The organism is Pseudomonas sp. BIC9C, from assembly GCF_034541995.1.
Lineage (GTDB): Bacteria > Pseudomonadota > Gammaproteobacteria > Pseudomonadales > Pseudomonadaceae > Aquipseudomonas > Aquipseudomonas fluorescens_CC.
The window spans coordinates 261,910-286,647 of sequence record NZ_JAWDGM010000006.1 but is presented as its reverse complement, the minus strand read 5'-3'; the positions used below and the strand labels follow the sequence as shown (position 1 = coordinate 286,647).

Annotated in this window: 13 protein-coding genes and 1 pseudogene; 4 read left to right on the top strand and 10 right to left on the bottom strand. The window is 61.3% G+C overall.

Going from position 1 to position 24,738, the window contains the following annotated elements; genetic code table 11:
- Nucleotides 1-29: 29 nt before the first annotated feature.
- From RS887_RS24935 to RS887_RS24900, 8 genes and pseudogenes are all read right to left on the bottom strand, one after another.
- Nucleotides 30-1,574: an SUMF1/EgtB/PvdO family nonheme iron enzyme gene (locus RS887_RS24935; protein WP_322617486.1), complete on the bottom strand. Its 1,545-nt coding sequence runs from the start codon at nucleotides 1,572-1,574 to the stop codon at nucleotides 30-32.
- Nucleotides 1,564-2,787: an ABC transporter permease gene (locus RS887_RS24930; protein ID WP_322617485.1), complete on the bottom strand. Its 1,224-nt coding sequence runs from the start codon at nucleotides 2,785-2,787 to the stop codon at nucleotides 1,564-1,566. Before RS887_RS24930 ends, RS887_RS24935 begins: the two co-directional genes overlap by 11 nt.
- Nucleotides 2,771-3,472, bottom strand: coding sequence for an ABC transporter ATP-binding protein (locus RS887_RS24925; RefSeq protein ID WP_322617484.1), 702 nt, complete (start codon nucleotides 3,470-3,472; stop codon nucleotides 2,771-2,773). The genes RS887_RS24930 and RS887_RS24925 overlap by 17 nt, the downstream gene beginning before the upstream one ends.
- 10 nt (nucleotides 3,473-3,482) lie before the next feature.
- Nucleotides 3,483-5,462 (bottom strand): vWA domain-containing protein, encoded by a 1,980-nt coding sequence (locus RS887_RS24920; protein WP_416340011.1) that lies wholly within the window; start codon nucleotides 5,460-5,462, stop codon nucleotides 3,483-3,485.
- 11 nt (nucleotides 5,463-5,473) lie between these two features.
- Complete coding sequence (locus RS887_RS24915) at nucleotides 5,474-6,499, bottom strand: hypothetical protein (RefSeq protein ID WP_322617483.1); 1,026 nt, start codon at nucleotides 6,497-6,499, stop codon at nucleotides 5,474-5,476.
- Nucleotides 6,500-6,502: 3 nt separating this feature from the next.
- Nucleotides 6,503-9,212: pseudogene (locus RS887_RS24910) on the bottom strand (putative virulence factor).
- On the bottom strand, nucleotides 9,209-12,274 hold the full coding sequence (locus RS887_RS24905; protein ID WP_322617482.1) for a virulence factor SrfB: 3,066 nt from the start codon (nucleotides 12,272-12,274) through the stop codon (nucleotides 9,209-9,211). The pseudogene RS887_RS24910 and the gene RS887_RS24905 overlap by 4 nt, the downstream one beginning before the upstream one ends.
- Before the next feature lie 17 nt (nucleotides 12,275-12,291).
- Nucleotides 12,292-13,668, bottom strand: coding sequence for an SrfA family protein (locus RS887_RS24900; RefSeq protein ID WP_322617481.1), 1,377 nt, complete (start codon nucleotides 13,666-13,668; stop codon nucleotides 12,292-12,294).
- A gap of 267 nt (nucleotides 13,669-13,935) precedes the next feature.
- On the opposite strand from RS887_RS24900, the gene RS887_RS24895 reads away from it, so the two are divergent.
- Entirely contained in the window at nucleotides 13,936-15,147 is a 1,212-nt protein-coding gene (locus RS887_RS24895) for an aldose 1-epimerase family protein (protein WP_322617480.1), read from the top strand.
- A gap of 6 nt (nucleotides 15,148-15,153) precedes the next feature.
- On the opposite strand, the gene RS887_RS24890 is transcribed toward RS887_RS24895, so the two are convergent.
- Complete coding sequence (locus RS887_RS24890; protein ID WP_322617612.1) at nucleotides 15,154-15,846, bottom strand: ATP-binding protein; 693 nt, start codon at nucleotides 15,844-15,846, stop codon at nucleotides 15,154-15,156.
- A gap of 183 nt (nucleotides 15,847-16,029) precedes the next feature.
- Entirely contained in the window at nucleotides 16,030-16,515 is a 486-nt protein-coding gene (locus RS887_RS24885; RefSeq protein ID WP_322617479.1) for a hypothetical protein, read from the bottom strand.
- A 459-nt stretch (nucleotides 16,516-16,974) separates the two neighbouring features.
- On the opposite strand from RS887_RS24885, the gene RS887_RS24880 reads away from it, so the two are divergent.
- The 3 genes from RS887_RS24880 to RS887_RS24870 are packed head-to-tail and all read left to right on the top strand — an operon-like array spanning nucleotide 16,975 to nucleotide 24,438.
- Nucleotides 16,975-18,903 (top strand): CHAT domain-containing protein, encoded by a 1,929-nt coding sequence (locus tag RS887_RS24880; protein WP_322617478.1) that lies wholly within the window; start codon nucleotides 16,975-16,977, stop codon nucleotides 18,901-18,903.
- Nucleotides 18,900-20,033, top strand: coding sequence for a hypothetical protein (locus RS887_RS24875; protein WP_322617477.1), 1,134 nt, complete (start codon nucleotides 18,900-18,902; stop codon nucleotides 20,031-20,033). Before RS887_RS24880 ends, RS887_RS24875 begins: the two co-directional genes overlap by 4 nt.
- A gap of 7 nt (nucleotides 20,034-20,040) precedes the next feature.
- The gene (locus tag RS887_RS24870; RefSeq protein WP_322617476.1) at nucleotides 20,041-24,438 is read left to right on the top strand and encodes a trypsin-like peptidase domain-containing protein; all 4,398 of its coding nucleotides are present in this window, start codon (nucleotides 20,041-20,043) and stop codon (nucleotides 24,436-24,438) included.
- The last annotated feature ends 300 nt before the right edge of the window (nucleotides 24,439-24,738 follow it).

The window sequence follows — 24,738 nt, the reverse complement described above, 5'->3', positions numbered from 1 at the left end:
AACTCCTGGGTAACGGTGTTGACCCGTTGTTATTGAGTGACGGTTTTGCAGCTGGTCAGCCAGGCTTCAGTGTCGATTTTCTGCTTTTGCAGGAACGCCTTCTGATTGGCCCAGTGGGTGCGCAAGTAAGGTTTGAGGTCTTGCAGCTGTTTGTTGCGGGTGATGATTTCTTCCATCACCGGGACTTGCGTTTCAAGCAGTGGCTGGCCGTACAAGGTAGCCGATTCCACCAGGCTGCTGGCGTAGTAACGGCTGAGTTTGTGCAGGCGATCCTTTTGCTCCTCGAGCTTGCCTTTACGCATGTCGCAACTGGCATCTTTGTCTGCGCTTTCACAGTTGAGCTTGTAGTTCTTTTGCAGGAAGTCCACGTACTGGCCGTCGTCGAGCATCGTGGTGCACAGGAACGCACCCAGGTTGAGGCTGGCGCGGATCGCCTGGTCGCGGGTTTCTTCCTGCTGCTGGTTGCTGGCGCGCAGCTGGTTTTCCAGGGCCTGGAGCTTTTCCTTGAGCGCTTTGTCTTCGATGCCCGAGGCGAGGCTGTTCAGGGATTGTACGGTGCCTTTGTCGGCGGATTCGGTTTCCTTGCTGCCGGTGCCGAGTTTCTTCCAGCTGCTTTCGATGCTGGCGACCCGTTCGCGAGAGGTGAGGGTCGGGGAGACCAGCACCAGTCGCAGGCCGGTGGTCTTGTTTTTCACCTGGCCTTCGGCGTTGTAATACGGCTCTTCCTTACGCAATGCCGTACGCAGGTCGGCCTGCGCGGTCAGGTAGTTGCCGCCACGGACGACGTAGCCGCCGGCCTGACCGTGCTGGCGGTCGAGTTTGTTCAGGCGAAACGGCTCGAACATCATTTCGTCGACGTTACCGAGCATGTCATGCAAGCCCAGCGGGTTGGGCTTTTGCAGTCCGGTCAATTGCACTTTGCCATTGGACGATTGCGCCCCGGCGAACCACTCGTAGGCGTTGATGCCTTCTGGCATCGGGTAGTGTGTGTCGCGGAATTCTGCGGCACCGACTTCCAGCCCGCCGCGCGCGGCGAACTCCCATTCTACTTCGGTTGGCAGGCGCAGGAAGCCTTGCGCGCCGTCTTCCTTGGGCAGCTTGTCGGCGGCGTTTTTACGCAGCCACAGGTTGTACTTGTCGGCGGCTTCGACGGCTTGCACCCAGCTCACCGCCGTTTGCGGCAAGCGCATCCGGGTGGCGGCGGTGGGGCAGGTTGCTTCGGTCAGCGCAGCGTATTGCAACTGACTCATCTCGTACTTGGCCATCAGGTAGTAGCGGGATTTGTCGTTCTTGGCCCCGGTAAAACTGCCGGCGATAAAGGTCGGACGGGTCTGTTCGACATAGCCGTATTCCGCGCCGTCCTGACCGATGTTGATCGGGTAGTCATCCAAGGGACCTGCGACCGGAATGAACACCTTGCGAAACACCATCGAGCCTTCGCAGGGCATCGGCAGCACGACGTCGCCAGACTCGGGCATCGGGTTGTAATACTTCTCTTCCCAGCCCGCCGCCGAGGCGTCGAGCAAGTAGCCGAGGCTCAGGGGTAACAGCAAGCCAAAACGTTTATAGCTCACGCAGACTCTCCGCAGGTTGGATGTTGATGGCTCGCAGGGCGCCGATCACGGCCACCAATGCAGCGACCAAAAAGGTCAGGAGCAGGGCGGCCAGGCCATGCCAAACAGTGATGTGGCAAACGAAGGTGCCGGTGGCCTGGCTGCTGCCGAGCAGGTAGTCGAACAAATGACTGCCCACGGCATAAAACCCCAGCCCGCCAACGTAGCCGGCCAAGCTCAACGCCAGCGCTTGCAGGACCACGAAACCGCCGACAGCCCGGCGCTTGAAGCCCAGCAGACGCAGGACCGCCAGGCTTTTGCGTTTACGGTCGATGTTGGCCAGGAACGCGCCGACCATCGACGCCACGCAGCCGATCAGTGCCGCCATGGCGATCACACCGAAGATCAGCCCCAGCACATGGTTGATGGCTTTGACGTTGTCGATGTCGGCCAGCCGACTCGACGTTTCGATGTGTTGTTCGTTGAGCCAGTGTTCCAGCGGTGCGACCTGATCAATGTCGCGCGCATAGACGCGGGCGCGGGCATACAGCGGTTGTAGATTACCCTGAGGCTTGCCGGTGGTAACGCCGAACTCACTGACCTGATAACCGTCGCGAAAGCGCTCCAGATCCAGCAGCAGCGGCGGGGCGACAAACCCGGCAGCGCGACCGAAGCGGGCGCCATCGAGCACGGCCAGTACCGTCAGCGTCATCTCGCCGCGTTCATTGACACCTTCCAGACGACGCAACGCCCGCAACTGCACGCTGTCGCCGGCCTTGGCCTGCAAGCGTTGCGCTGCACTGGCGCTGAGGATCACTTGATTGCCGACGGGGTTGAGTGGCGCCAGGTTCAGTTGTGGGTCGCCCGGCTCGGTGGCGATGATTTCCGCACCTTCGACAAACCGTTGCATGCCGATCAGCAGGTCAGCCTGAGTATTGAGCGAGCGGGTCTGGCCGAGGGCAAAACCGGTCTCGGGGCGCAGGCGTAAACGCTCGATCCAGGCCGTGTCGTAGTTGCCGTTGCTGAGCATCTTCACTTCAAGGTTGCGCGGGTCGCGCAGCAGTTCGTCCTGCAGCTGGCTGACCACCCCATGTTTGAGCCCGAACAGCAACAACAACGGCGCAATCACCGCCACCAGGGAGGCGGCGATGCACAGCGAGACCTTGCGATCGTGCCAGAGGTCTTGCAACGCCAGTGAGCCCAGCAGGCGCAAGCGATCAGTCCATCGGTTCAAACAGAGTCTCTCCCTGATGGCTGATAGCGCCGAGTCGCGGTAAGCCGAAATCTTTCAGCAAGGCCCAGTCATGGGATACAACGAGTGCACTCAGGCCCATGCTCGACACCAGGCTCAGGAGCAACTCGAACAAACGCCGGGCACTGTGAGGGTCGAGCGCGGCGGTCGGCTCGTCGGCCAACAGCAGTAGCGGTTCATGGGCAATTGCCCGAACGCAGGCCACGCGCTGGCGTTCGCCGATCGATAAGGCCTGAGGTTGTTTATCCAGCAACCCTTGCAGGCGCAACACGTCAACGGCGTGGTCGATGTGATCGCTCTTCGCCGGCATCCCGAGCAAACGGCGCGGCAGGCTGATGTTGTCTCGCACGCTCAGGAACGGCAGCAAGCCGCCGCTCTGCAAAATGAATCCCAAATGTCGTGAACGCACCGCTGCAAGAGCAGGCTGGTCGTCAGTGGCCAATAGTTGGGCGATATCCTGAGCGTGCATCGGGCCCAGCCGAAAGCGCTCGAGTTCCACCGGCGCGAGCAACAGGCCAATGGCTTCAAGCAGCGTGCTTTTGCCGCTGCCGCTCTCGCCGGTGATGGCGAGGATTTCCCCGGCGCCGACCTGCAAGTGCGGCAGTCGCACATGATGAGCCTGTGCGCCTTCACCACGGCGCACCAGCAGGTTCTTGATATCGAGCATGGGCGTCTCGTTAAGGCATCATTTCCAGTGGCACGGGGTAGACGTTGTCCCGCGCATCGCTGTCTTTGGCTAAAGCTACCCAACGGTCGACATCGGCGTTGTAACGCTGGTAATGCCGCAGTTTGGTGTTCAGCGTGCGGATGAATTTTTCTTGTGCCAGACCATCCCAGCTCTTCCAGGTCTCTTCATCCAGGTTCAGCACTTCACTCTGATAGGGCAGGTCTTCGAGGTATTCACCGAGGACGCCCATGTCCGCCAGTTTGGCGTTGCTGTTCTGTTTGAGCTGATTGGGATCGGCGCCCATGGTCGCCGCCACGGAACGCAGGCGATCGAACATTTCCGTCGGTGAAATCAGGCCTTCGTTGGCGGCATCGAGAATCTGCTTCATCACGTCGCTCAAGTCGCTGAGCTGTGACTTGGTCAGCAGCACCCGCACGTCGGTGGTCGGGATGTTCTGCTTGATCAGGTCGCGGTCGGTGATCCATGCCTTGAACACTGGCGGGGCCTTGCTGTTGGTCTTCTCGCCGAGATAGGCGAGTTGCATGGCGTGGCCGATCAGTGCCGTGTCTTCGAGCATTTTCTTCTCGGCCGGGTCCTGCTTGGCGTTCGCCGCGCTGCCGATGGCGTCTTCGCCCATGTAGGCGGCTTTGACTTGTGTAGTGATCGCCGCAGCCAGTGCGTCGACCTTGCGCCCGAACTCCTGCACATCGCCAGCGTTCACCGGGTAGTACAGCGAAGTGTTGGTGCCCGGGTAGGTCGACAGGTTCTGGTACTGCGCCTCGGCCTTGGCATGGTCCTTGGCCCCGGCCGGGGTTTTCAGGTGCAGGGTGTAAATCGCCACGCCCGGGTTGGCGGCCTCCATACGCACCTGCGCGGCGCTCAAACCGGTCTTCGACAGCTTGTCGTCGCCTTCGATGGCGCCCGCGTCGGTGATCAGCACCACGTAGCGCGCGCCGAACTGGCTCCAGTCGACCTTGTCGATGCTCTCCATGACGCCGGCAAACGAGTCTTCATCGAAGCTGCTGCTCGACACGGTGGCCTGTTTGAGGTCTTTGATCCTGGCGAAAAAGTCAGCGCTGTCTTTCACCTGCGTCGGGTCGGCGTACATCTTGGTGGTGTATTCCAGCCCCGGCACCGCCTGGGTGTTGGAGCGGAAAGCCACCAGGCCGAACTTGACCTGCTTGCCGAGATTCTGCGCTTCGATCTTCTGGTAAACCTTGCGGATCGCCTCGCGGGTGCGGTCGATGTAGGGGTCCATCGAGATCGTCGAGTCGATGACAAATACCACGGCCGCACTGAATTCCTTCAGTTGGTTGGCCTTTTTCTCTTCGGCTTCCTTGCTGCCGGCAGCGCTGTTTGCAGCACCGCCCTTGGCGTTCTTGTCATCCGGCTTGCTGACGGAGGCGACGTTGAGCAGGCGCGTGCGGAAACCGCTTTCGGTCATGACTTCTTCGCCACTGAGCACCGGCAGCAGGTAAAACTGCTTTTGCAGGTCGACGAAGTATTCAGGTTCTTCAGCCAGTACGCCCGGTGCTTGCTGGCCCTTTTTCAGCGTGGCCCGCAGTGGCGCGACTTTGCTGACCGGGTCCGGTGCATCAAGAATGCCTTCGACGGTGGCGCGGTCCTTGAAGAACAGCAGCCGGTCGCGGTTGGCCGGGTTGGTGAAGGCCAGCGTCAGTTGCATCTTCCAGTCGGTGGTACAGCTGGCAGGCAGCCAGCCAATGGTTTTGCCGTAGCTGTCGGGGCCGACTTTCAGCCACTCGGCGTTGTTTGCTTGCGCGCGCTCGTACACATAAAAGCGGCTGAAGACCGGTTGTGCGTCGCCTGTCGCACCGCCCGCCGTCGGGCTGATTTTGCAGCCAGGCGTGGTCAGCACGCGTTGGAACAGGGTCTTTTTACCGGCCTGGATCAGCGGTTTGTCATCGGCCTGGGACAGCGGGCTGATGCACAGCGCCAGTAATGCGGCGCTGCTCAGCAGGAATCGACTCATGGGCGAACGCATCACTTCTGCAACTCCTCGAAACGCTGCTTGGCTTCGGCGTTGTTCGGGTCCTGGGTGAGGATGGTTTCATACCAGTAGGCGGCGGTGGCGTTGTCCGCGGCCGGGAAGCACTCGCTGGCCTTCAGGTATTTAGGGTCGTATTCGCGGGCATAGGCGTTGGCGATCAGCGCGTCACCGGCCTGGGCACGGTTGGCGTACAGGCGCTGGGCGACGCCGCAGTGCTTGCCGGCCTTGGCCTGGTTGATGATCTCCAGCAACCTGGCACTGTCGGGTGCCGCCTTGATGCAGGTCTGGACGAAGGTCAACTCGGGCAGGCTGTTCATGCTGTCGAGGGTGCAGGCTTGAGCCTCGGCGCCGGCGGGTGCGGCGGCAGTGGCTGCAACCGCAGGGGCGGGGGTGCGTTTGTAGAACCAGAATCCGGCACCCGCCGCCAGCAGCAACACCACCACAATCAACAGACCGATCAGGCCTTTGTTGCTTTTCTTCACCGGTGCGGGAGGCGGCGCGTAGGCGGGTTCGGTGAGCACCGACTCCAACTCCACTTCTGGCTCGGCGGTGGACAGGGTCAGTTCAGGCAGCTCCGGGATTTCAGGGATCTCCGGTGCCGGTGCGCTCGGCGCGGTCAGTTCGGCACCGCCGTAAGTCGAGCGTGTCTGGCCGCCGGCCGTGGACGGCAGCAAACCAACGCCTGGGCGAACCACGCCTTTATCGGCATGACCGTGGCTCTGTTCGCGCAGTTCGATCTGGAATTGCGAGTTGGCGACGCCTTCCAGCAGTGGGTCAACCACGTCCGGTCCGACCTGCGTTTCCATAGCTTCGCCGTTGGCCGTGAGGTTGAAGCGCGAGACCTTGAACCAGAATGGATTGTTGCTCCAGGCCTTGTGGCCCTGAAGGTAAAAACCGTCCTGGTTGCGCTGAATGGAAAACTCCAGCTGTTCCTCGCCACCCTGCCATTTCTTCACAGTGAGGCGGGCCTGGCCAGGCACATTGGGCTCTAACGCGAGCAGGTCGACACGAATTGGCATTGCTTATCTCGCTGCGAAGGCTGTGAGCACTTGGCCCAGCCGTTCGTTCTGTTCAGGGGTTATTTCACGTCCGGCACCATGGCCGGCATTGTCCTGCGTGATGTAGGCCAGGCCCGAGAGCCAGTCGCCTAGATACCGCTGCGCCTGATTCGCCGGTTGCGCCGGCAGCACGGGCACTTGTCCCGGGCCAATGTCGGCGTAGAACGAAAATAGAGGCGCCTTGGCTCCGGCGCGGCTGTTCGGGCGCTCGCTCACCGGCTTCTGGAGGTAGCCGAACCAGGACACGAAATCGCGCAGCACACGTTGCACTTCCAGTACCTGGCGTTCGACCAGTTGATCGCGCCGCGCGCCACTTTGTGCGCGCTTGAGGACGGCGCGGCTCAGTTGCCCCGGCAAGTCCTGGCGATAGCCGGCGGTGATCAGTTCATCGACCACCGCTTCCAGCAAGGCCTTTTCCAGCCCCAGCAGGTTGAGCAGGCTTTGCCGGGTGGTCAGTTCACGCAGATGCGCGATCCAGGCCTTGAACGCCGCTTTGGCGAAACGGTGTTCGTTGCTTTGCAGCTCAGGTGCCGAGGTGCCGGTATTACTGCTGACCGGCGCGTCTTGGCTCAGGTCGTCACCGAAATCGAAATCGAAACCGGCGTCGTTACCGTAGAGGCTCTGGCTCGGTGTCGGGGTGACCGGTTCGTCGTTCACGGTCGGCTCGTCATCGGTTTCGTACACGCCGCTGAGGTACAGGTCGCGCACCTCTTCGCTCGGCATGTCGAGTTGATCGATCAATTCGCCAAGCACCGCAGGGCGACGGCCCAGGCCCGTCAAAATCATTTGCGCCTTGGCTTTCTTGGCGGCTGCGGCACCGTCGTCGTCAGCGTGGTACCAGGTGCTCAGGCCGTGAGTGGTCAGGCCTTCGAGGCACTCGCTCAATTGCTCGCGGATGCGCTGCAATTTGAATTCGATATTGGCCACGCCTTTGAAACTGCCGCTGAAGTGGCTGATGCCACCGTCATCGTTGCACAGCATTTCCGTCCAGGCGTTGGCCGGGTTCTTGATGTGCTTGCACACCAGAGCGTTGCTGGCGAAGCTGGTGCCCAGCGCGCTGACACGTTCCTGATAGATGGCATTGAGGCCGGTTTCCGCACCGGTCGCGTCCTGCCCGATGAACGCCGCGTCCATACGCGGTTTGCGCACCAGGTAGGTGTTCTGGAACGGTGTGCCGGCCCAGTCGTTCATCCAGCTCAGGCTGCCGAAACGCTCCAGCATGGTCAGCTTGACCATGCCGTTCCAGCTCTCGTCGTACTGATCAGGTGTCAGGCTCAGGGAGTTGGTGATTCGCAGGTCGAGCATGGTCAGCGCCCAGATCAGGCCGGTATCGCGCTTGCTGCGAGCGGCCGAGTCGGCGCCCTGGGTTTTTCGATCCAGCGGGTCAGCACCGGGCCCACGTCGTTGACGTCGCTCTGCTTGGTCGAACTGGTGCAGACCACCAGTGCGTTCATTTCCTGGTTGTCGGTGTAGCGTTCGAACAAGTAGGCGACCTTGCCGCGCAGGATCAGCTGGGAAACGGAGTTGTCCTTGGTGCTGGTTTGCGGGTCGTTGGAATCGGCGATCTCGTGCAGTTTCTGGCGCCCGCGATAACCGGGGAAATCCAGCAGGTCGACCTGATTGACGATGTCATCCACTGGCGCTTCGATCAGGCGGAAGGTCATTTCGGCGGTCAGTGCCGCCAGTTGCGCGACCGCAATTGCCTGACTGTTTGCAGGCGATCGCCAACCAGCGGTCGAACATCGATCGGCAAGTCCAGCGGGCTGCCGAAGCGTTCGAGGATGTCGACGTTCATGATGCTGTCGCGCTGGCTGTAGGTGTCGTTTTCGAAACTCACCAAGGCCTTCAACGGTGCGAACACGGTCTCGGGCAGACCCAGCTTGTGCAGCGCGCCGGCCAGTTTCTGGTACACGCGCGTCAACTCGCTTTGCTCGCCCCAGAGGATCGAAAACAGCTCGGCCCGTTCCTGGAAGTTCAGGCGTGGCGCCAATTGCAACGCTTTGGGCCAGTACAGGGGCTCAAGCTTCTTCACCGAGTTGCGGAAGTTGTCGCGCAGGTAATCCCACAGCGACACCAGATCGTCGGCATTGACCCCCGTTTGCAGCGGGCCGGTTTCGCGGCCTTCGAACGGTTTGAGCACGCGCTGGATGCGCTCTTCGTCGATCTCGTAGGAAATCCTCTCAAGGTCGAAATCCTTGAACCAGGCGTTGGCGAGAATCTTCGCCAGCTCGATTTCCTTGAACAACGTAAGTTCTACCGGGAAGTCCTTGTCCTGACTTTCCGTCGCCCGCCGGCTGAAGCGCGTTACCAGGCCGGTGGCTTCCTTGCCACCACCCACCGGGTTGATGTGCTTGATGAAGTCCAGGTGCTGGCCGCCGAAATCGGTTTCCAGTTTGCCGTTCTGACCGGCGGCGAGGGCTGAAATCAGGTAGGACTTGCCGGCCTGGGACAAGCCGAAAAAGCCAATGGTCATCGGTGTGCAGGCCACACGACCGAGGCTTTGAGCCAGGTTGCGGGCGCGGTGCAGGCGGATGTTCAGGTTGTCGGCTTCGCTGTCCAGACGCGGCGCATTGCCACGCGTCTGGCCAATCCAGTCCAGCGCCTGACCGGCGCCTTCATAAACAGCGGCCCAACTGGCAGAGAGCTGAGTTTGATCGGGGGTCAGGTCTTTCATTTGCGTTTCACACTTCCACTGTCGAGCCAGTACTTGGTCTCGCTCAGGCCGGCGTCGAGCATGGTGTTGAGTTCCAGCTCGAGGTCGCTGCGCGGGTTGAAGTTGACGTTGTTGCTGTTGGATTCGATGTCGCGGACCGAGAGGCGGTCGCTGACCAGATCCTGCTTGCGCGTGTATTTGTCCGCCGGTTTGACCTCGAACCGCACCTTGAGCAGCGGCGCGCTGCCGTTTTCACCGATTGCCCGGGAAAACTTCTCCCGCCCCGTCTTGGTGAACCGCAAGGTATACAGCGGCGAAGCGGCCCAGCGATCAGCGGCCAACTGGCGGAAACCGAGGCGCAGATCGCCGCGCATTTCCAGCTGCGGCGTATCGGCGGCGTCGCCAACGCCAATTTCAGGCAGTTTGATTTTGTAGTCTTCGGACTGGATGTCGCGGTACAGCACGTCGGCATCCTTGATCACGTTGTTCAGGTCGATGACACCGATGTGCTTGACCGTCGAATACGGCTTGAGCGCCGATGCCCGGAAGTAGAAGTTCGGCACGCTGTGGTTGGCGCACAACAGGCAGAGCATGGCGCCAACCGAGGCGGTGCTTTTCGGGTCGTCGATCCGGCCGCTCTTGTGAAACGGATACCAACCGCCGGTGCGGTAGTTTTGCAGCGCCAGAATGCGTCCCGGTGGCAGTGGCAACACCTTGCGAATGAACGCCTGGATGCCGGGCAGGCGCGAAGGGCGGCCGGTCAGCAGCAAGACATCACACGGGTAATGCGCGACCACTTCACACAGCGCACCAAGGATCTTGGTGATGTTGATCTGGTCGTTGAGGAACGCGGCGTGGAGCTTTTGCAGGTCGAAGCTGATCGGCGCGGCATACAGGTCGAAACCGCTCTGACCGCCGACATCGCGGCGTACGGCAGCGTTGACGTAGTCGAGCACGGTCTTGCTGATCGCGTTGTCACCGAGTAATTGGCGGTAACTTTGCGGGGTGACTTCTTGCGGGACCTGCGGATCGTAATGCTCGTACGCCTTGAGCAGCGCCAGGCCCAGCGGGGCGAACACCTGAAGGTTCAATTGTTGACGCAGGATCATGTCCTGGGCACTGACCGACTCATCGCCACACAGCCGTGACATCAGTGAGTTCGGGGCTTTCACGCCGGCGTTCTGCAAGGCTTTTTCGAAACTCGGCAGGACGAAGTCCTGAATCACGTCCAGCAGGATGTCGTCGCCGGCCACTTTGAAGCCATCGCGAAAACGCTGTTCGGGCACGATGTGCACGTTGCTGCCGCTGCCGGTATTACCCGCGCGGTCGAGGCGATAGTCGGTGATCACCAGGTCGGTGGTGCCGCCGCCGATGTCGATGGTCGCGAGGGTGATGCGTTGGCGGTCGGCCTTGTCCGGCCGGGCGATGGTGTCAAAAAACTCTTCCGGGTGACCGGCGAAGTTCTCGTTGACCTCGGTGTACAGGTACACCAACTGGCCGCAGGACGCTTCGTCCCATTCCACGCGGATACTCGGGATCGGCGTGCGCGGGCTAACGGCCTGATCCTGATGTGGATCTTCCTCGCCGGCATGCCAGCCGAGGCTTTTCCACACCAGGCCGATGGCTTGCAGCATGCGTTCGTTGAGGATGCTGCGCTCGGCCTGCGGCATGCCCGGTGGCACGGTCAGGGTAATGCTGTTGAGTTGGCGCGGTACGCGGGTGTGACCCTGGCGCGAACGCTGGGCCGGGCTGTTGATTTGCGACAGCGCCTGGGCCAGTACTTCGGCGAGCATGAAGGTCATGAGCGAGCTGCGTGAATAACGCGGCATGAACACCGGCAGGCGATCGTCTTCTTCGAGGCTGTATAGCGCCTCGCCGGTTTCGTTGATCAGGTGCGAGAACGGCGCGGCGGTGGCGTACGGCTCGTTGTCGGTCCTGATGTACGAGCAGTTGAAACGCCAGCCGTGGCCATAGGCGTTTTCGTCCCACAGATAGCGTTTCGGGCTGGACAGGCCAGTGGAGCCTTCGGTGCCGCGACGACGACTGGCCAGACGGCTGGCCTCATTGCCGACGCGGGCAATCGTCGCCCATTGGAACGCATCGTGACGGCCACTCTTGACCGAACAGTGATCCTTGCCGAAATACGCCTGGGCGAATTCCACGCGGCTTTCGAACGGCAGGTTGTAGGTGTGTTCGGGGGTGATCAGGTCGCGCAGTTCCAGCACGTAGTTCTGCTTCAACCCGGAGCCGGCCTGACCGTGATTTTCGATCAGGATGCCGCAGGTGCGCGAGTTGCCGACGTCCAGCACCAGGTCCACCGGAATCGGTTTGACCAGGCCATTGCTGTCGTTGGCAACCACTTTCAGCTCGGGGATTTCAACTTTCGCCCGGGCCGTTGACTGCTGGGCGGCTGACGGCTTGCTCAACAGGCTGAGCAAATTGAGGTAGTGCGCCAGGTGATAATTGGCGCGGATATCGATGTCCAGCTCTGCGCGCGAACGGTGGGCACTGCCCTCATTGAACACTTCCAGCAGCCACTCGTTGACCCACGGCTGCGCCAGAAACCAGCGGGTTTCGCTCGCCTTGGTCGCCAGTTTGAAAGACACGCCGGAGCTGATGTCTTCTTCATTTGGCGCCAGATAAGCAGTGCCGTCACGCTTGGGCATCACACGGCTGTCGAACGCCATCGTCAGGCGGTGGGTGTTACCGTCGATGTCGGGAGTCGCCAGTTTCACCAGACGCATGCGTGACCAGTTGGTTGGACCTTCGTCGAAGCGATGCGGCGGCATGAAGCGGAAAAACGGGGTCGGCAGCCAGATACCGTCGAGCAAATCGAGGCTGCTTTTCATGTCGACGCTGAACGCAGGTTTGGCTTTTTCGACCTTTTCCGGTTCGGGTTCGTAGAAAAAGAAGTCTTTCTCTTCGTTGTACGCCAGGCGGCAGATCAGCCCGCTGATCATCGGTGCGAACTCGCCCGCCGGTTCCTTGCGGGGATCCAGGCGCAGGGCGAAATCCATGAACTGGATGCCGGTGTCGCTGACCAGCGTGACGGTGTCTTCGAATTGAGTGACTTCAGGCAACATGTCGGGTTATTCCGTTTTTATTCGGCCACTTGCCGCATGGACATGGGGAATTGTTCTTTTCCGTAACCGCCGGTGCAGTCCGCGACCGTGGTCGCCCCTTTGCGGCAGTTGACCTTGGGCATGTCGTAAGTGCTGCCATCGCCGCAAACGGCCTGGCCCTGGCTGTCGATGGCCAGGCTGCCACCCTTCATAGTAGCGCTCACAGGCCCGCTACATTTCGAGCCGTCGGCCTGGTGTACGGTGACTTGGCCCTTACCGTCCTTGAGCTGGTATTCCAGACGCAGCGGTTTGCCGGTCCGGCGGTCCTGTATTCCGGCGCCTGCGCTGTACTGACCATCGAGAAACCTGGCGGCACCGTCGGCGGCGTCTGGCGGGATACTCAGGGGAGGGCCGGGTTTTGCGGCAGCGGATTTTTCTGCCTCGGGCGATGTGACATCCGGCGGCGCGGTTTTGTTTTCGGGTGGCGCGGTTTTGTTTTCGGCTGCCGGGTCTTTGGCTGGGTCCTTGGTCAAGTCGGCGGGTGCTGCGTCAGCCTTGTTACCCTCGTTACCCTCGACGGCCGGCGCTTCCACACCCTGTGTTCCGGTTATGGCGGTGCCGGTGCCGTTGGTGGCGCCTACGACGGTGCCAGTCACGGGGACGCCATTGAGCGTTGTGACATTGCCGGTCAGTGGCGGCTCTTCCAGCTGTTTTTCCACCGGCACGACGCCCTCGGGCAGCAGGTCTACCGCAACCAATGGGAGCGGGACGCAACCGCGCAGGCCGAGCAACAGCCACAAAAGCAGCAGCAGGAACGGCAGCAGCAACAGCCACCACCAGCGACGCCACCATGGACGAGCAACCACCGGCACGACGGGCGCGACAACAGGCGCTTCGACCACGGGTGGCAGCGTGAACGCGGGCGGGACCTGATAGAGGCAGTGCAGGGGATCGCCATTGCCGGTACCGGCATGCTCGAAACCCCAGAAGGTCAGCACCGGTTTGCCTTGCACCAGGTAGACGAAGTTTTCGTCCGGGAAATGAATCACGCGCTTGAGTAGCTTGCCGAACACGGCTTTGTCGCCTTGCTGCTGTTCGGCGGAGTCAGTACCCAGGAAACGCTGGCTCAACTCCTCGAGCGCGGTCTTGAGGGCTTCAAGCTGGCGGCGGGCAGGGGCACGTTCTTCTTCGGTCGCGCTGCTCCACGGGATCACATCGCCGTCGAGGCCGCTGTACCAATCGATCCGGTTGCCGAGTTCATCGCTTTGAGGGATGGCCAGATGATCGACCAAATCGGGGTTCTTGCGGCGAATGGCTTCGCGCAATTGCAGGGCTGCCCGGTAGACCGGTTGACCTGTTTCGCCGAGGGCAGTGAATGACCCGCTCTTACCGCTGCGTAATAGTGCCCCGCGCATTCAAACTCCATACGATCCGTTGCGCAAAAATGACAGACAAATGTGTCTGTACGTGCTCCTGCAATTAGCGGGCGAACTTAATGTCATTATGATATCGCCGTCAATCTGCCGGAGGTTCAAACCTTATGAGACTAACGTAAGCGTGCGGAGGTTGCATAAGGTCAATTTTAATTGGCTTGGGAAGGCTCGGGCGTAAGTTTTTTTAAGCTTGCTGAATCGTTTCATCAGCGCTATAAAAAATGCACAACTCCAAGAAAGGCTTTCCCCATGACCCCGCTCAAACTCCTCGTTGTCCTTGGCGCGCTGTCCGCCTCCCACGCCATGGCCTGGGATTACGTCCTGCTCGACAGCGACAAGGCCGCGCAAAACTGGCAGATCACCAGCCAGCAACTCGGTGTGAAAACCGACCAACCCTTCTCCGTGACCCTTCGTACCTTGCACGGCGGTCGGCAAGAGGGCGTCAGCATCGTCGACATCGATAACGGCACGATGAAACTCTCGGTGGTGCCGACTCGCGGGATGAACGTCCTGCAGGCGTCGGTCGGTAATGTGCGCATGGGCTGGGATTCGCCGGTCAAGGACGTGGTCAATCCGTCCTTCATCGAGCTCAACGGTCGTGGCGGCCTGGGCTGGCTCGAAGGCTTCAACGAGCTGGTGACCCGCTGCGGCTACGAATGGGTCGGCCATCCAGGCATGGACAACGGCGAACTGCTGACCCTGCATGGCCGCGCCGCCAATATCCCGGCCAGCAAAGTTACCCTGCATATCGATGAACAACCGCCTTACGCGATCAGCCTGCGCGGCGAACTCAAAGAGCAGGCGTTCAAGAAAGTCGATTTCTCGGTGATGACTGAACTGGTCACTGAGCCCGGCAGCGTTGCATTTGCCCTCAATGACACCCTGACCAACAGCGGTGATTATCCGAAGGAATACCAGGCGCTTTACCACAGTAACTTCAGTACGCCGTTCCTTGAGCAGGGCGCCCGATTTGTGGCGCCGGTCAAACAGGTGTCGCCGTTCAACGACAAGGCCAAAGGGGATCTGGCGGATTGGCAGACCTATCGCGCACCGACCAAGGACTATGACGAAACGGTTTACAACATTGTGCCTTATGGCGATGCCAAAGGTGACACGTTGACCGTGCTGCATAACAAGGCAGGGAGCCTTGGGGTGTCGGTTGGGTTTAATACTCAGCAGTTGCCTGTGTTTTCGTTGTGGAAGAACACCGATACGCAAGGGCAGGGATATGTGACCGGGTTGGAGCCGGGGACGAGTTTTTCTTATAACCGCCGGTATCAGCGGCCGATCGGTTTGGTGCCGACGATTGGAGTTAAAGAGCAGAAGCAGTTTCAGATCAAGTACAGCTTGCTGGCGGACAAGGGGGCTGTGGATAAGGCGTTGCATCGGGTGAGCGAGATTCAGGGCGCTCGGGAAGCCGAGGTACGACAGACGCCGTTAGTTGATCTCTCCAAGGAGTAATTCTGGTCAGTTTGTGCTCGGCCGGTACTGCAGCGCCTCAGCCAGATGATCGCGGGTGATGCCATCAACCTGCTCAAGGTCCGCCAGGGTGCGTGAGACTTTAAGCAGTCGATGGGCCGCTCGCAGCGACAAGGTCAATCGCTCACACGCCGTTTCCAGCCAGGTTTCGTCGGTTGTGGATAACTTGCAGTGTTCGCGCAGGCCCGGCAGATCAAGGAAAGCGTTCGCGCAGCCCTGGCGTTTTTGTTGTCGCTCTCGGGCGTCGGCAACCAGCACTGCGGCGGTAGCGGTGTCATCACCGGGTTTCAGCGCAGGGTTCAACGCCGTGGCTTCCCGAGCGACGGTCAGGTGCAGGTCGATTCGGTCCAGCAACGGCCCCGACAGTTTGTTGCGGTAACGCTGGACCATGTCTGGTGTACAACTGCATTTGCCGCTGGGTTCGCCAAGATATCCACAGGGGCACGGGTTCATCGCGGCTACCAATTGGAAACGGGCCGGGAAGCGGACGCGATCCTTGGCGCGGGAGATTACGATGTGACCGGATTCAAGCGGCTCCCTTAACACCTCCAACACCTTGCGATCGAATTCCGGAAGTTCGTCGAGAAATAGAACGCCATGATGGGCGAGGGTTATTTCACCGGGTTGCGGTCGCGAGCCGCTGGGACAAAAAGAATTTGTTGAGAAATGCCGAGCCCACAGGCCTCATTCCTGTGTGTTTTCATGAAGAAATAAACGAGGCGATATTCACTAATAAGTGAGACTCGGTTAGAAAACTTTGGAAATAGGTGAGACTGGCCTGAATCCAGACTTTTCCAGTTGGGTCACCTTTGCGAAATTGCACTCCACTTGACCACTGTTTGCATTCTGTCCCCATTTTTCTGATCAGTTAGGCAGCTCGCACAGATGGAAGTGCTCATCTAGGTGCCGGTGCAGCTCCGCACGAAGTTCATTCTCTCCCAGCAATCGGAAGCTGAAGTCGTAGATCGACTTCCTTCTTCCATCGATGCTCCACTTCTTGAACCAGGCGTCGGCTGCATCGACATAGACGCTCGGCCTACCGGGGAACTGATCACCGGTGACGTCAATAACCAGGTTTCCAACTTCAATCCAGGCATGCGACTTTCCGCCTTTGTCGGCCCGGACGAGCTCGGCCTGAGCCAGACCGCGGCTGATCAAGTAGTCGCCCAGGATCTCTGAGCAGTTGCCGCAACAGCCGCCGGGGAAGTTGGTCATGCAGGACGGCATGCGATTCTGCAGATGGATCGCATCGCAGGACTTGCGGAAGGCAGCGACCACTGAGCGCAGCAGCTCTACGGTGTCCGGAGAAAGCGCTTGAACGCTCGAGGTAGGGATGGAGTAGCGAGGCATGGGGGCACCGGTAGGGGCGGGGGCATCGAATGTACATCGTGGCCCGCTCAGGTGCTATACCGGAGCTTGAACCGCCGGGTACCCCGCCTGTTCACGAAGTGATGCACTCATCAATGAGGCAGCTTTCAGCCTGGGCTTTGAAAGCGCTTGTTCAGGAACGGTACTAGTATGGCTAGGTAATCGTCAGAATTTGCACTCTAGAGGTCAGATATCCGAACCTCATGCTGCTGGATGGAAGGACCGGATGTTTGGTGGGACACCAAGGTAGATTGCGTAGCCACATTGAAGTAATGCTTGGGAGACTGATTACGACTTTGAAGCAGCCGAGGCTGATGGAGGGATTCAAAGCATTGGAAGGCAAGTAATGACGATGTCGTCTGCTCTGACACAGGCCTTTTTCTTTGTGCCTTTCGGCGAAGGCTTAGTGCTACAAAATGGCGTCAGACTTTGGAGGAGGCCATGAGCAAAAGAGTGATCGAACCTGAGGTGATCAACCTCATGCTGGAGCAATACCTCAATACTGCAAAGCTCTATGCCAAGTCTCCTGGCGATTCGGAGCTGCTGCGCCGACTGAAGAAAGATTTCGCTAACCTGAACCGGCTGCACCTGAGTGGCGACACCGATTGGCTGCAGACTTGGGATGATATCACGAAGATTCATCGCATGAGTTTGCGAATGCCGCAGAGCGAAAGCTTGGCTCACATCCGCAAGCTCGTGATCCTGAAAAGCAATTTCATCCAGGATTATGGGGATGGAATTAACACGGTATATCTGGACGATGCCAGCGTGCCGTACACGGTTCCGATGTCCACCGGGAAGCGCGTTTCCGAGCCATCGTCCGGTATGGATGACTCAGCGGCGGTCGTACCAAGCCCTGTTGTGCTGGCAGAGACTTCTGTTTCAGACGAAGAGGCATCCGCACGGCATGGCGAGCGGGCAGCCCCTATTTCCAGATTCGAAAAGCGACACCTCACCGCCCGCGCGCCCTTGGTAGTCGTGCCCGATGCGAAATTCTCCATCATCGCCTGCATTGATGTCGTGCCGGGTGGTAATGGTCCATCCACCCCATTGGCTGAGGTCGCCATTCCGTCTAGCGGCCTGATGATCACCGTGGAGGCCATCGCGGGCAATAACCTGAAGCTGCTGGGCCCCGCCAGTCAAATGGTTCGAGTGTCACCCGGCGAGAAGTCACCCGAAATCGAGATCGCCCTGCAAGCCACCGCGCTCGGCTCAGTTGAAGTCGTGCTGCGTGCACACACGGACCAAGCGTATCTCGGGGACCTGCGCATCAGCATGATGGTTGCAAAACAAGGAGCACCAGATCTGCAGGACGTGAAGTCGGGCATCGCGGCAGCACCACGCATGGCGCGTAAGGCAACGCTGACAATCAACTATTCGCGAAGGGATCGCACGTACCGGTTCTTGCTGCTCGGCGACGCGACCGGCGCGCATAAAGGGGAGCTGACGCTCGACGAAGACCTCGACGTGATGATGCCCAAATTGATGGCGCAGGCCAACGGACTTGCGCGGGGGGTGGCCGGCTACACCGATGGCGCGGTGGAAACCATACTGAGCGGCATCGGCTCTGATATTTGGTATCGCCTATTGCCCCGTGAGATCAAAGACGTGCTCACCGTGTGCTGGAACGGTATCGATCGGCTAGACATCGTCTCCGACGACGACATGACTCCGTGGGAGCTGATGTTCGCCCACACTGCAGGCGGTCCGGAGATGGGGTTCATCTCCGACAAGTGGCTGGTCAGCCGTTGGCGTTTTGGTGCGGGTGCCCCGGGGGATGTCGGAGCGGGGGAATCGGTGTACGTGGTCCCGTCCAGCGCACCGCAGGCCGCCAATGACGAGGTCGATGCGCTGCAAAAAATATTTCCCTCGCAGGCCGTCTGGAAAACCGTGGACGAACTCAACAAGGGTATCCGACGCCCCGGCATGGGTATGCTGCACATTGCCGCGCACAACCATGTGCGTTACGGCGACGCAGCCGCCAGCTTTATCTCGCTGGACAAGCCGTTCCCGCAGACCATGCTCGGGGCGCACCTGCAAGGGGTGTTGGAGAACAGGCCTCTGGTGTTTATCAATGCCTGTGCGAGCTCCGCGCCCACAGTGCAATGGCAGGGCGCGACTAGCTGGGCGTCTCGTTTCCTCAACGCCGGCGCGGGCGCCTTCATCGGCAGCAACTGGGAGGTGCGCGACAACACCGCATCGATCTTCGCGCTGGAGTTCTACCAGCAGGCGCGGCAGCAACCGCTGGGCCTGGCCTTCCAGCGTGCCCGTGAAAAATGTAGCAAGCCCGGTGATCCGACCCGTTTCGCCTATTCCTTCTTCGGCCATCCAGATGCCGTGTTGCAAACGCAAGGAGCAGTCGCACCATGAACGCAGAACCCCTTCTCGTAGTACACGGCATCGCGAACCGCTCGAATGCAGACTTCCTTGCGCAATGCGCCTGGCTGCAGGAGCAGGTAGGCAAACGTTACAAGCTGATCGATGTGTACTGGGGCGACCTAGGTGGCATCAGTGACGGACTGATGGATTCGCTGCCCGCGATATTCCCTTTTGGCGAGGATAGCGGCGACTTCCACGACCACCTTACGCGAGCGCACGCGGTGATAGATGGCGGCACGCCAGCTGCGCAGGCCATCACGGTGCGTGCAACGGGCGAGATGCCAACGCAAGGCGGCTTTCACGTTCGCACCGATCCACAAACGGACGTGCAGGAGGCCATCCGCATTGCGGTGGCGCAGTCGACATTTGTGAAAGACGTGACCGACCCTGAAGTGCTCAACGCGGTGGGTGACCTGGTTGCCGCCGCGCTTGCCGAGCAGGCGCCTGGCGGTGAATTCAACGTGCGTAGCGGTACCTTTATCGTGCGCGCCGACCTCGCGTCATCGGTACTAGGCGCGGTCAAGGCGGTGATCAACGCGGCTGACGTGATGATCGGCAGGATCACCGGTGCCGTAGGCGGCACGCTCAACCAGTTCGTGCGCGGCAAGCTGGCGGGGCCGATCGCGCTCACTCTTGGCGATGTGGTGGGCTACCACCAGAACCGCCAGAAAATCCATGAGCGCCTGTTCGCGCGGCTCGACTCTGAGGCCGCTGGCTGGGGTGTGGAGGGCAAGCCAGTGCACGTCATGGCGCACAGTCTAGGCGGCCTGCTGGTGCTGGACGCAGCGCTGGGCGCGTGCGGACGCACGCTGCATATTGAGCGACTCGTCACCTTCGGCAGCCAGCCCGCGTTTTTCCACATCATGACGCCGCGCAACGGCCTGGCACCTTACCGGCACGCGCAACCCGTCGTCTTGCCGGCATCCATCGCGCGATGGATAAACCTGTGGCATCCACTGGACGTGCTGGCATTCATTACGGCCTCGGTGTTCCGCCTGAGCGGCGGCGGCGCGCCGCAGGACGTTCAGGTGCAGACCAACGCAAGCACCATTGCCGACGCGGGCGGATGGCTGCATTCAGTTTACTGGCGCAGCCCGGAGCTCGTCGCGGCCTGGGAGTGAACAGCGCATGGTCGCAATGGAGCAAAGCGTCCTCATGGTCTGCGCTGCCGACGTTTCACGTACGCACCTAGGCACAGCCTGGGTGTGCGGCCCCGGCCTCGCCATCACGGCATGGCACGTGGTGAGGGAATTCGACGAACAGATGCTCGTATGCGCAGCCGGAGAGACCAGCGCGAAACGCATAGACTACAGCGAGCTCTACGACGTGGCGTTGCTGCGCTTCGACAACGGCAAGCTGAACCCGCCCGCACTACCCATGAACGACGACGGCGACTGGGGCGTGGACGATAAATGGTGTAGCTGTGGTCATCCGGTGGGATACCCCTCCGGCTTCCCGCTGAACGGCGCGGTGTCCTCGCCCCGCTCTGCGGCGAACGGCATGCACCACTTGGTGCTTAATTGCCCGCAGGGCCCCAAGAATTTCATGCGCGGAATGTCGGGCGGGCCCGTGCTCGACGCGCGAGGCGCCGTCATCGGCGTGCTGACTGGCTACCCGGAGAATCTGGCGCAGGTCACACTTTTCGCCACGCGGCTGGACGACGCATGGGCACAGCTTTGCAAGTGGCGCGACCGCGCGCCGGCGCAATGGCAATCCGCCGGCACAGTGTCGCAATATTTCTCGCTTCAGGAGCCGGAGTGGGACCGGCCGACGCACCGCCTACCCTTTCTGCGCCGTGCCGCGCCGAAGCTCTCCGACATCTTCATCACTCCCCGCTTCCGCGCGCCGCACAACCCGCAGCGCGGCGGCGCCGCGCCACCGCAGGGCATGCACGGCGCCGACACCCTTCTGGACGTGCTGTATGCCGACACGCGGCACCTGGTGCTGCGCGGTGACCCGGGCACCGGCAAGTCCGTGCTGCTGCGCTGGCTTGCGTCGCTCGCGGCAAAACACTGGCGCACGCGACAGGTACGCAGGCTGGTGCCCGTTATCGTTCACGCGGCGAAGCTCGCGGCCGCGGATTGGGGCAGCGTGCTGCATGCGGAGCTGGGCGACGATGCGCAGTCGCTGCCGCCGCAGGCGTCATGGCTGCTGATGGTGGATGGCCTGGATGAGGTCGTCGATGTGGGAGACCGCAGCCGTATCGTGGAGCGGCTGCGCTGCAGCATGCCGGCGTTTCGCGGCAGCCCGGTGCGTCTCGTGCTTGCCAGCCGTCCGCTGGCTGTACTGGATGAGTTTCCACCCTCTCTGGCGCAGCACTTTGTACTGCAGCCCTTCACCAGCCTGCAGCTGGAGGCGTTTGCTGGCGCGTGGTTCGCTGGCCAGGCGCCGGCGCGACTGGCACAGGAATTCATCGATGAAGTGCGGCTGTCGCGCATGGAGGGGCTTACCGCGATTCCCGCGCTGGCGACGATGGCTGCTGTCGTGTTCGAGCGCTCGCCGGGCCGCACGCTGCCGCGCCGGCGCAGTGACCTGTACGATCGTTTCGTCGAACTCATGCTGCAGGAGCGCGAGGAGAAAGCCTGGGAGGGCTTCGAAAACCGGTGCATCAAACTGGACCGTTCACGCGACGGCAAGGCGCTCGCGGGAGTTCTGTGGGGCAAGCGGCTGGAGTACGCCAGGCGTCTGGCGGTGGAAATCCAGGACGGCAGTGTTGGTCTGGGCACGGACGACTTTGTGCTGCCTCTGGTGCGCATCGCGCAGGACGACGGTGTGTTGCCCGTGGTACCCGCGGGCTCGGGACAGGCCGACAAGCAATGGGTGCTGATACACGACCTCATGCTGGGCTGCGGCCTTTTCATTAGCGGCACGGCCGGGCGCCTGGAGTTTTTTCACAACACCATCCGCGAGGCGCTGGCCGCACAAGCCATCACGGCCGGCACGCCGCCACTGGCCGCAGCCATGTGGCCGATGGTGCGCAAGTGGTCGGAACCGCGCTGGCGCGAGATCGTGCTGCTGGCTCTGGCGCGCTGGAGCGAACAGGGCGAGGCGGCTCAGCGCGAGATTTGGTCGCTGCTCTCGTCGCTCATGGAAAGCTCGCTCAGAGGATTGCAGTTCACTGGCATGGCGGTGGCCGAAGGCGTGCAGCTACCTGCAGAAAATGAGGCGGAAGTGACGGCCGCGCTGTTCAACCGCCTGAGTTCTTGGAACCCCTGCGCCGAAATATTCCTTGAGTTCCGCTCGCCTAACCCGCTGGACGTGCTGCGTCTGCTCACACGGCGCGAGCGCTTCGTGCAGATGCTGGTGAAGGAGTTCGACGAGAACCCGGAGAAGTGCGCGATACGCATGTGGGCTTTTCTGGAGCTCACGCTCGACCAGGCCGGCAGCGCCGCATTGCGCCACTATCTGGATGCGGAGCCTGGCGTGGCGCTGGCGGCCGCTACACTGCTGGCGCGAGCGGGTGAGGGAGACGTTGCCGCCCCGCGGATGATCGACGCGTTGCGGTATGGGACGGACGGTGAGCGCCAGCTCCGGGCGGCCGAGGAATGGAGGGTGGCGGAGGTGATCGCGGAGTACTGCTCAGCCGCGCACCTGCAGACGGTGCTTGATGCTGGCGACATCTCGCCCGACACCCGCCTTGCTGCGACCGCCGCAGGATGGCGGCGCTACCGCGACAGCGCGATGGCAGCGCAAGCCGGGCAGCTGCTGGCATTCTGCGATTTCGATGTAGAGAGCGAGGGCGACATAGCGATGCTACGGCGCGCGCTGGCGGTGCCCGGCATCGCGGAGCGCCCGCCGCTGAAGTCTTCCGTACCCGCAATTCTGGCCGCCATGTGCGCACCAGCGCAGGACGCGCAGGCATGCGCCGCGTGGGTACATGAGCTGCGTGATGGCGTGGCCGAAACTCCCACGCTACGGGCTTATGCGCAGGCGGCCGTCCTCTTTGCCGAGCCGTTCGCGCCGCTCGATGCGGACGCGGTGCTGTCCTTGCTGCAGGACGCTGCCTTGAGTGATGCGGCGTTGGCCGCACTCGTCGAGGGGGTGGGCCATGCGCGGCGGCTTGACATGCTGGACCGCGCTAGTGCCGATACGTCGTTGCCACTCACCGCGCGTTTTGCGTCGACGTTGGCGTGGCTGGCTGGGGATGGCGGCGAGACGCCGAGCACGCGAATCGCGCAATTGCTGGTGCAGCTGCGTGGTACGCCGAAGTGGGACGGCTGCGTAGTGAGGTTGGGTGCCGCCGGCCAGGTGGGCATTGCCGCGGACGAATGCATGCATGTGTTGACGGCGCCCGGCGCGCAGGGTGGCGCCCAAGAGATCCGTTATCTCATGGACATGGGGTGTTCGGGCCATATTGCGCGAGTCATACGCACGGACGGCATCAACCCCATGGCCGCGCGGTTTGCGGTGCGCTGCCTGGGACAGCTGGGCGATGCGACGAGCCTGGGCGATGTGGCGCGGGACAGCACCGTGCCCGCGGCGGTGCGGCTGCATGCGGTGACGACGTTGGCCGAGCTGGGCTGGACGCAGGAGACGGTGGATCAGGTGCTTGGTATCGCACAGGAGATCGGCGAGCCCCCAGGGCGCACGGTAGAAGAACTGGAGGGCATCGCGATGGCGGGGGAAATAGTATCCGGCCCATGGTCGCCAGCGGTGCTCGTCCAAATGGCTGAGGCCGCGAAAAAATACTTCCCGGTGTGGAGTGAGGGTCTGGTGGATTTGCTCGCCCAGCCCAGCGTCAGCGGCAAGGATGCGGTCAGTATCATGGGGGTGCTGGGGCATGGCCAAGTTCCGCTGGAACCGGTGCTCTTGCGCTGCCTTGAACAGCCGGGCGATGGAATGCCGCTGCGCTCGCTATCCGTCTTCGCGAGCGATGAAGGCAATTTCGGTATTGCCTTGCACGCGCTCGGCGCGTTGTGCGGGGACGAGGATGAAGGCGACCCGCAGCCTGATGCGGCATGGATGCTGCGCAGGTGCGCAGCGCTCATAGCACTTCCGAAGCCGGCCAACGATCATGAGCGTACGCGCATGCTCGAATGGGTAGCCGAGCGCGCTGGCCGAATTTGGCTTGGCCTTTTGAACAGCAGCGCGCTGGGCGAGACGGAATTGGTGCAGTCGCTGGAGGCGCTCGCCGCGGCGGAGCAGCAGAAGTACGTCGCACAGAAAATGCTGCTGGATGTGGCATTGGATAAAGCCGCTGCACAGCCGGCTAGCCCTGAGCTGTGGGCCGCTATGGCACCTTACGCGCTCGCACTCGAGCGCACCGGTGATGTGTCCGGTGCGGCAAAAGTCGCGCGCGTACCGTTCAAGCAGGGTGTAAGGTTCGACCTCGCAAATGGCGATTGCCTCACGCTAGTGTTGCAGCTCGCGCGTTGCAAATTGGCTGCGCTCGTGAAGGTCGAACTGCGCATGATCGCGCTGCACGCACCACTGCCCATGGCGGTTCGCGTCGAGGCCGCCACCGCGTTGGCGAGGAAAGTCGGCGGCAAGGAAAACCAGGAACTTCTAGCGATGCTGCAGGCCTAGATCAATTTCTTCCTCGTTGTAACATTTGTCCTCAATCGGATTATCAGCAGCCCTTCACGCCTTGGCCAGACTATGTCGAGGGCAACTACGAGTTCAATAGCGGCTCCGCGGAGCGATATTCGCGATTGGTGAGCACGCCGGCCACATTCAGCAGGGCTTGGCAGAGCTTAGGTCTAGAAGCCTCAGATCCAGTGAGGCATTTCCAAAGCAAATCTGATGATTGCTCAGTCGCATGATGATGGCCGATCAAGAGCGCCCTTTTCAGATGAAGGGCCTCTGCAGATTTGCCGTGCTGTTTTA

Excerpts from the sequence above, each read along its gene's own strand:
- RS887_RS24925 (WP_322617484.1), bottom strand. The coding sequence starts at position 3,472 with ATGCTCGATATCAAGAACCTGCTGGTGCGCCGTGGTGAAGGCGCACAG.
- RS887_RS24920 (WP_416340011.1), bottom strand. The coding sequence starts at position 5,462 with ATGAGTCGATTCCTGCTGAGCAGCGCCGCATTACTGGCGCTGTGCATC.
- RS887_RS24915 (WP_322617483.1), bottom strand. The coding sequence starts at position 6,499 with ATGCCAATTCGTGTCGACCTGCTCGCGTTAGAGCCCAATGTGCCTGGC.
- RS887_RS24905 (WP_322617482.1), bottom strand. The coding sequence starts at position 12,274 with ATGTTGCCTGAAGTCACTCAATTCGAAGACACCGTCACGCTGGTCAGC.
- RS887_RS24900 (WP_322617481.1), bottom strand. The coding sequence starts at position 13,668 with ATGCGCGGGGCACTATTACGCAGCGGTAAGAGCGGGTCATTCACTGCC.
- RS887_RS24895 (WP_322617480.1), top strand. The coding sequence starts at position 13,936 with ATGACCCCGCTCAAACTCCTCGTTGTCCTTGGCGCGCTGTCCGCCTCC.
- RS887_RS24885 (WP_322617479.1), bottom strand. The coding sequence starts at position 16,515 with ATGCCTCGCTACTCCATCCCTACCTCGAGCGTTCAAGCGCTTTCTCCG.
- RS887_RS24880 (WP_322617478.1), top strand. The coding sequence starts at position 16,975 with ATGAGCAAAAGAGTGATCGAACCTGAGGTGATCAACCTCATGCTGGAG.
- RS887_RS24875 (WP_322617477.1), top strand. The coding sequence starts at position 18,900 with ATGAACGCAGAACCCCTTCTCGTAGTACACGGCATCGCGAACCGCTCG.
- RS887_RS24870 (WP_322617476.1), top strand. The coding sequence starts at position 20,041 with ATGGTCGCAATGGAGCAAAGCGTCCTCATGGTCTGCGCTGCCGACGTT.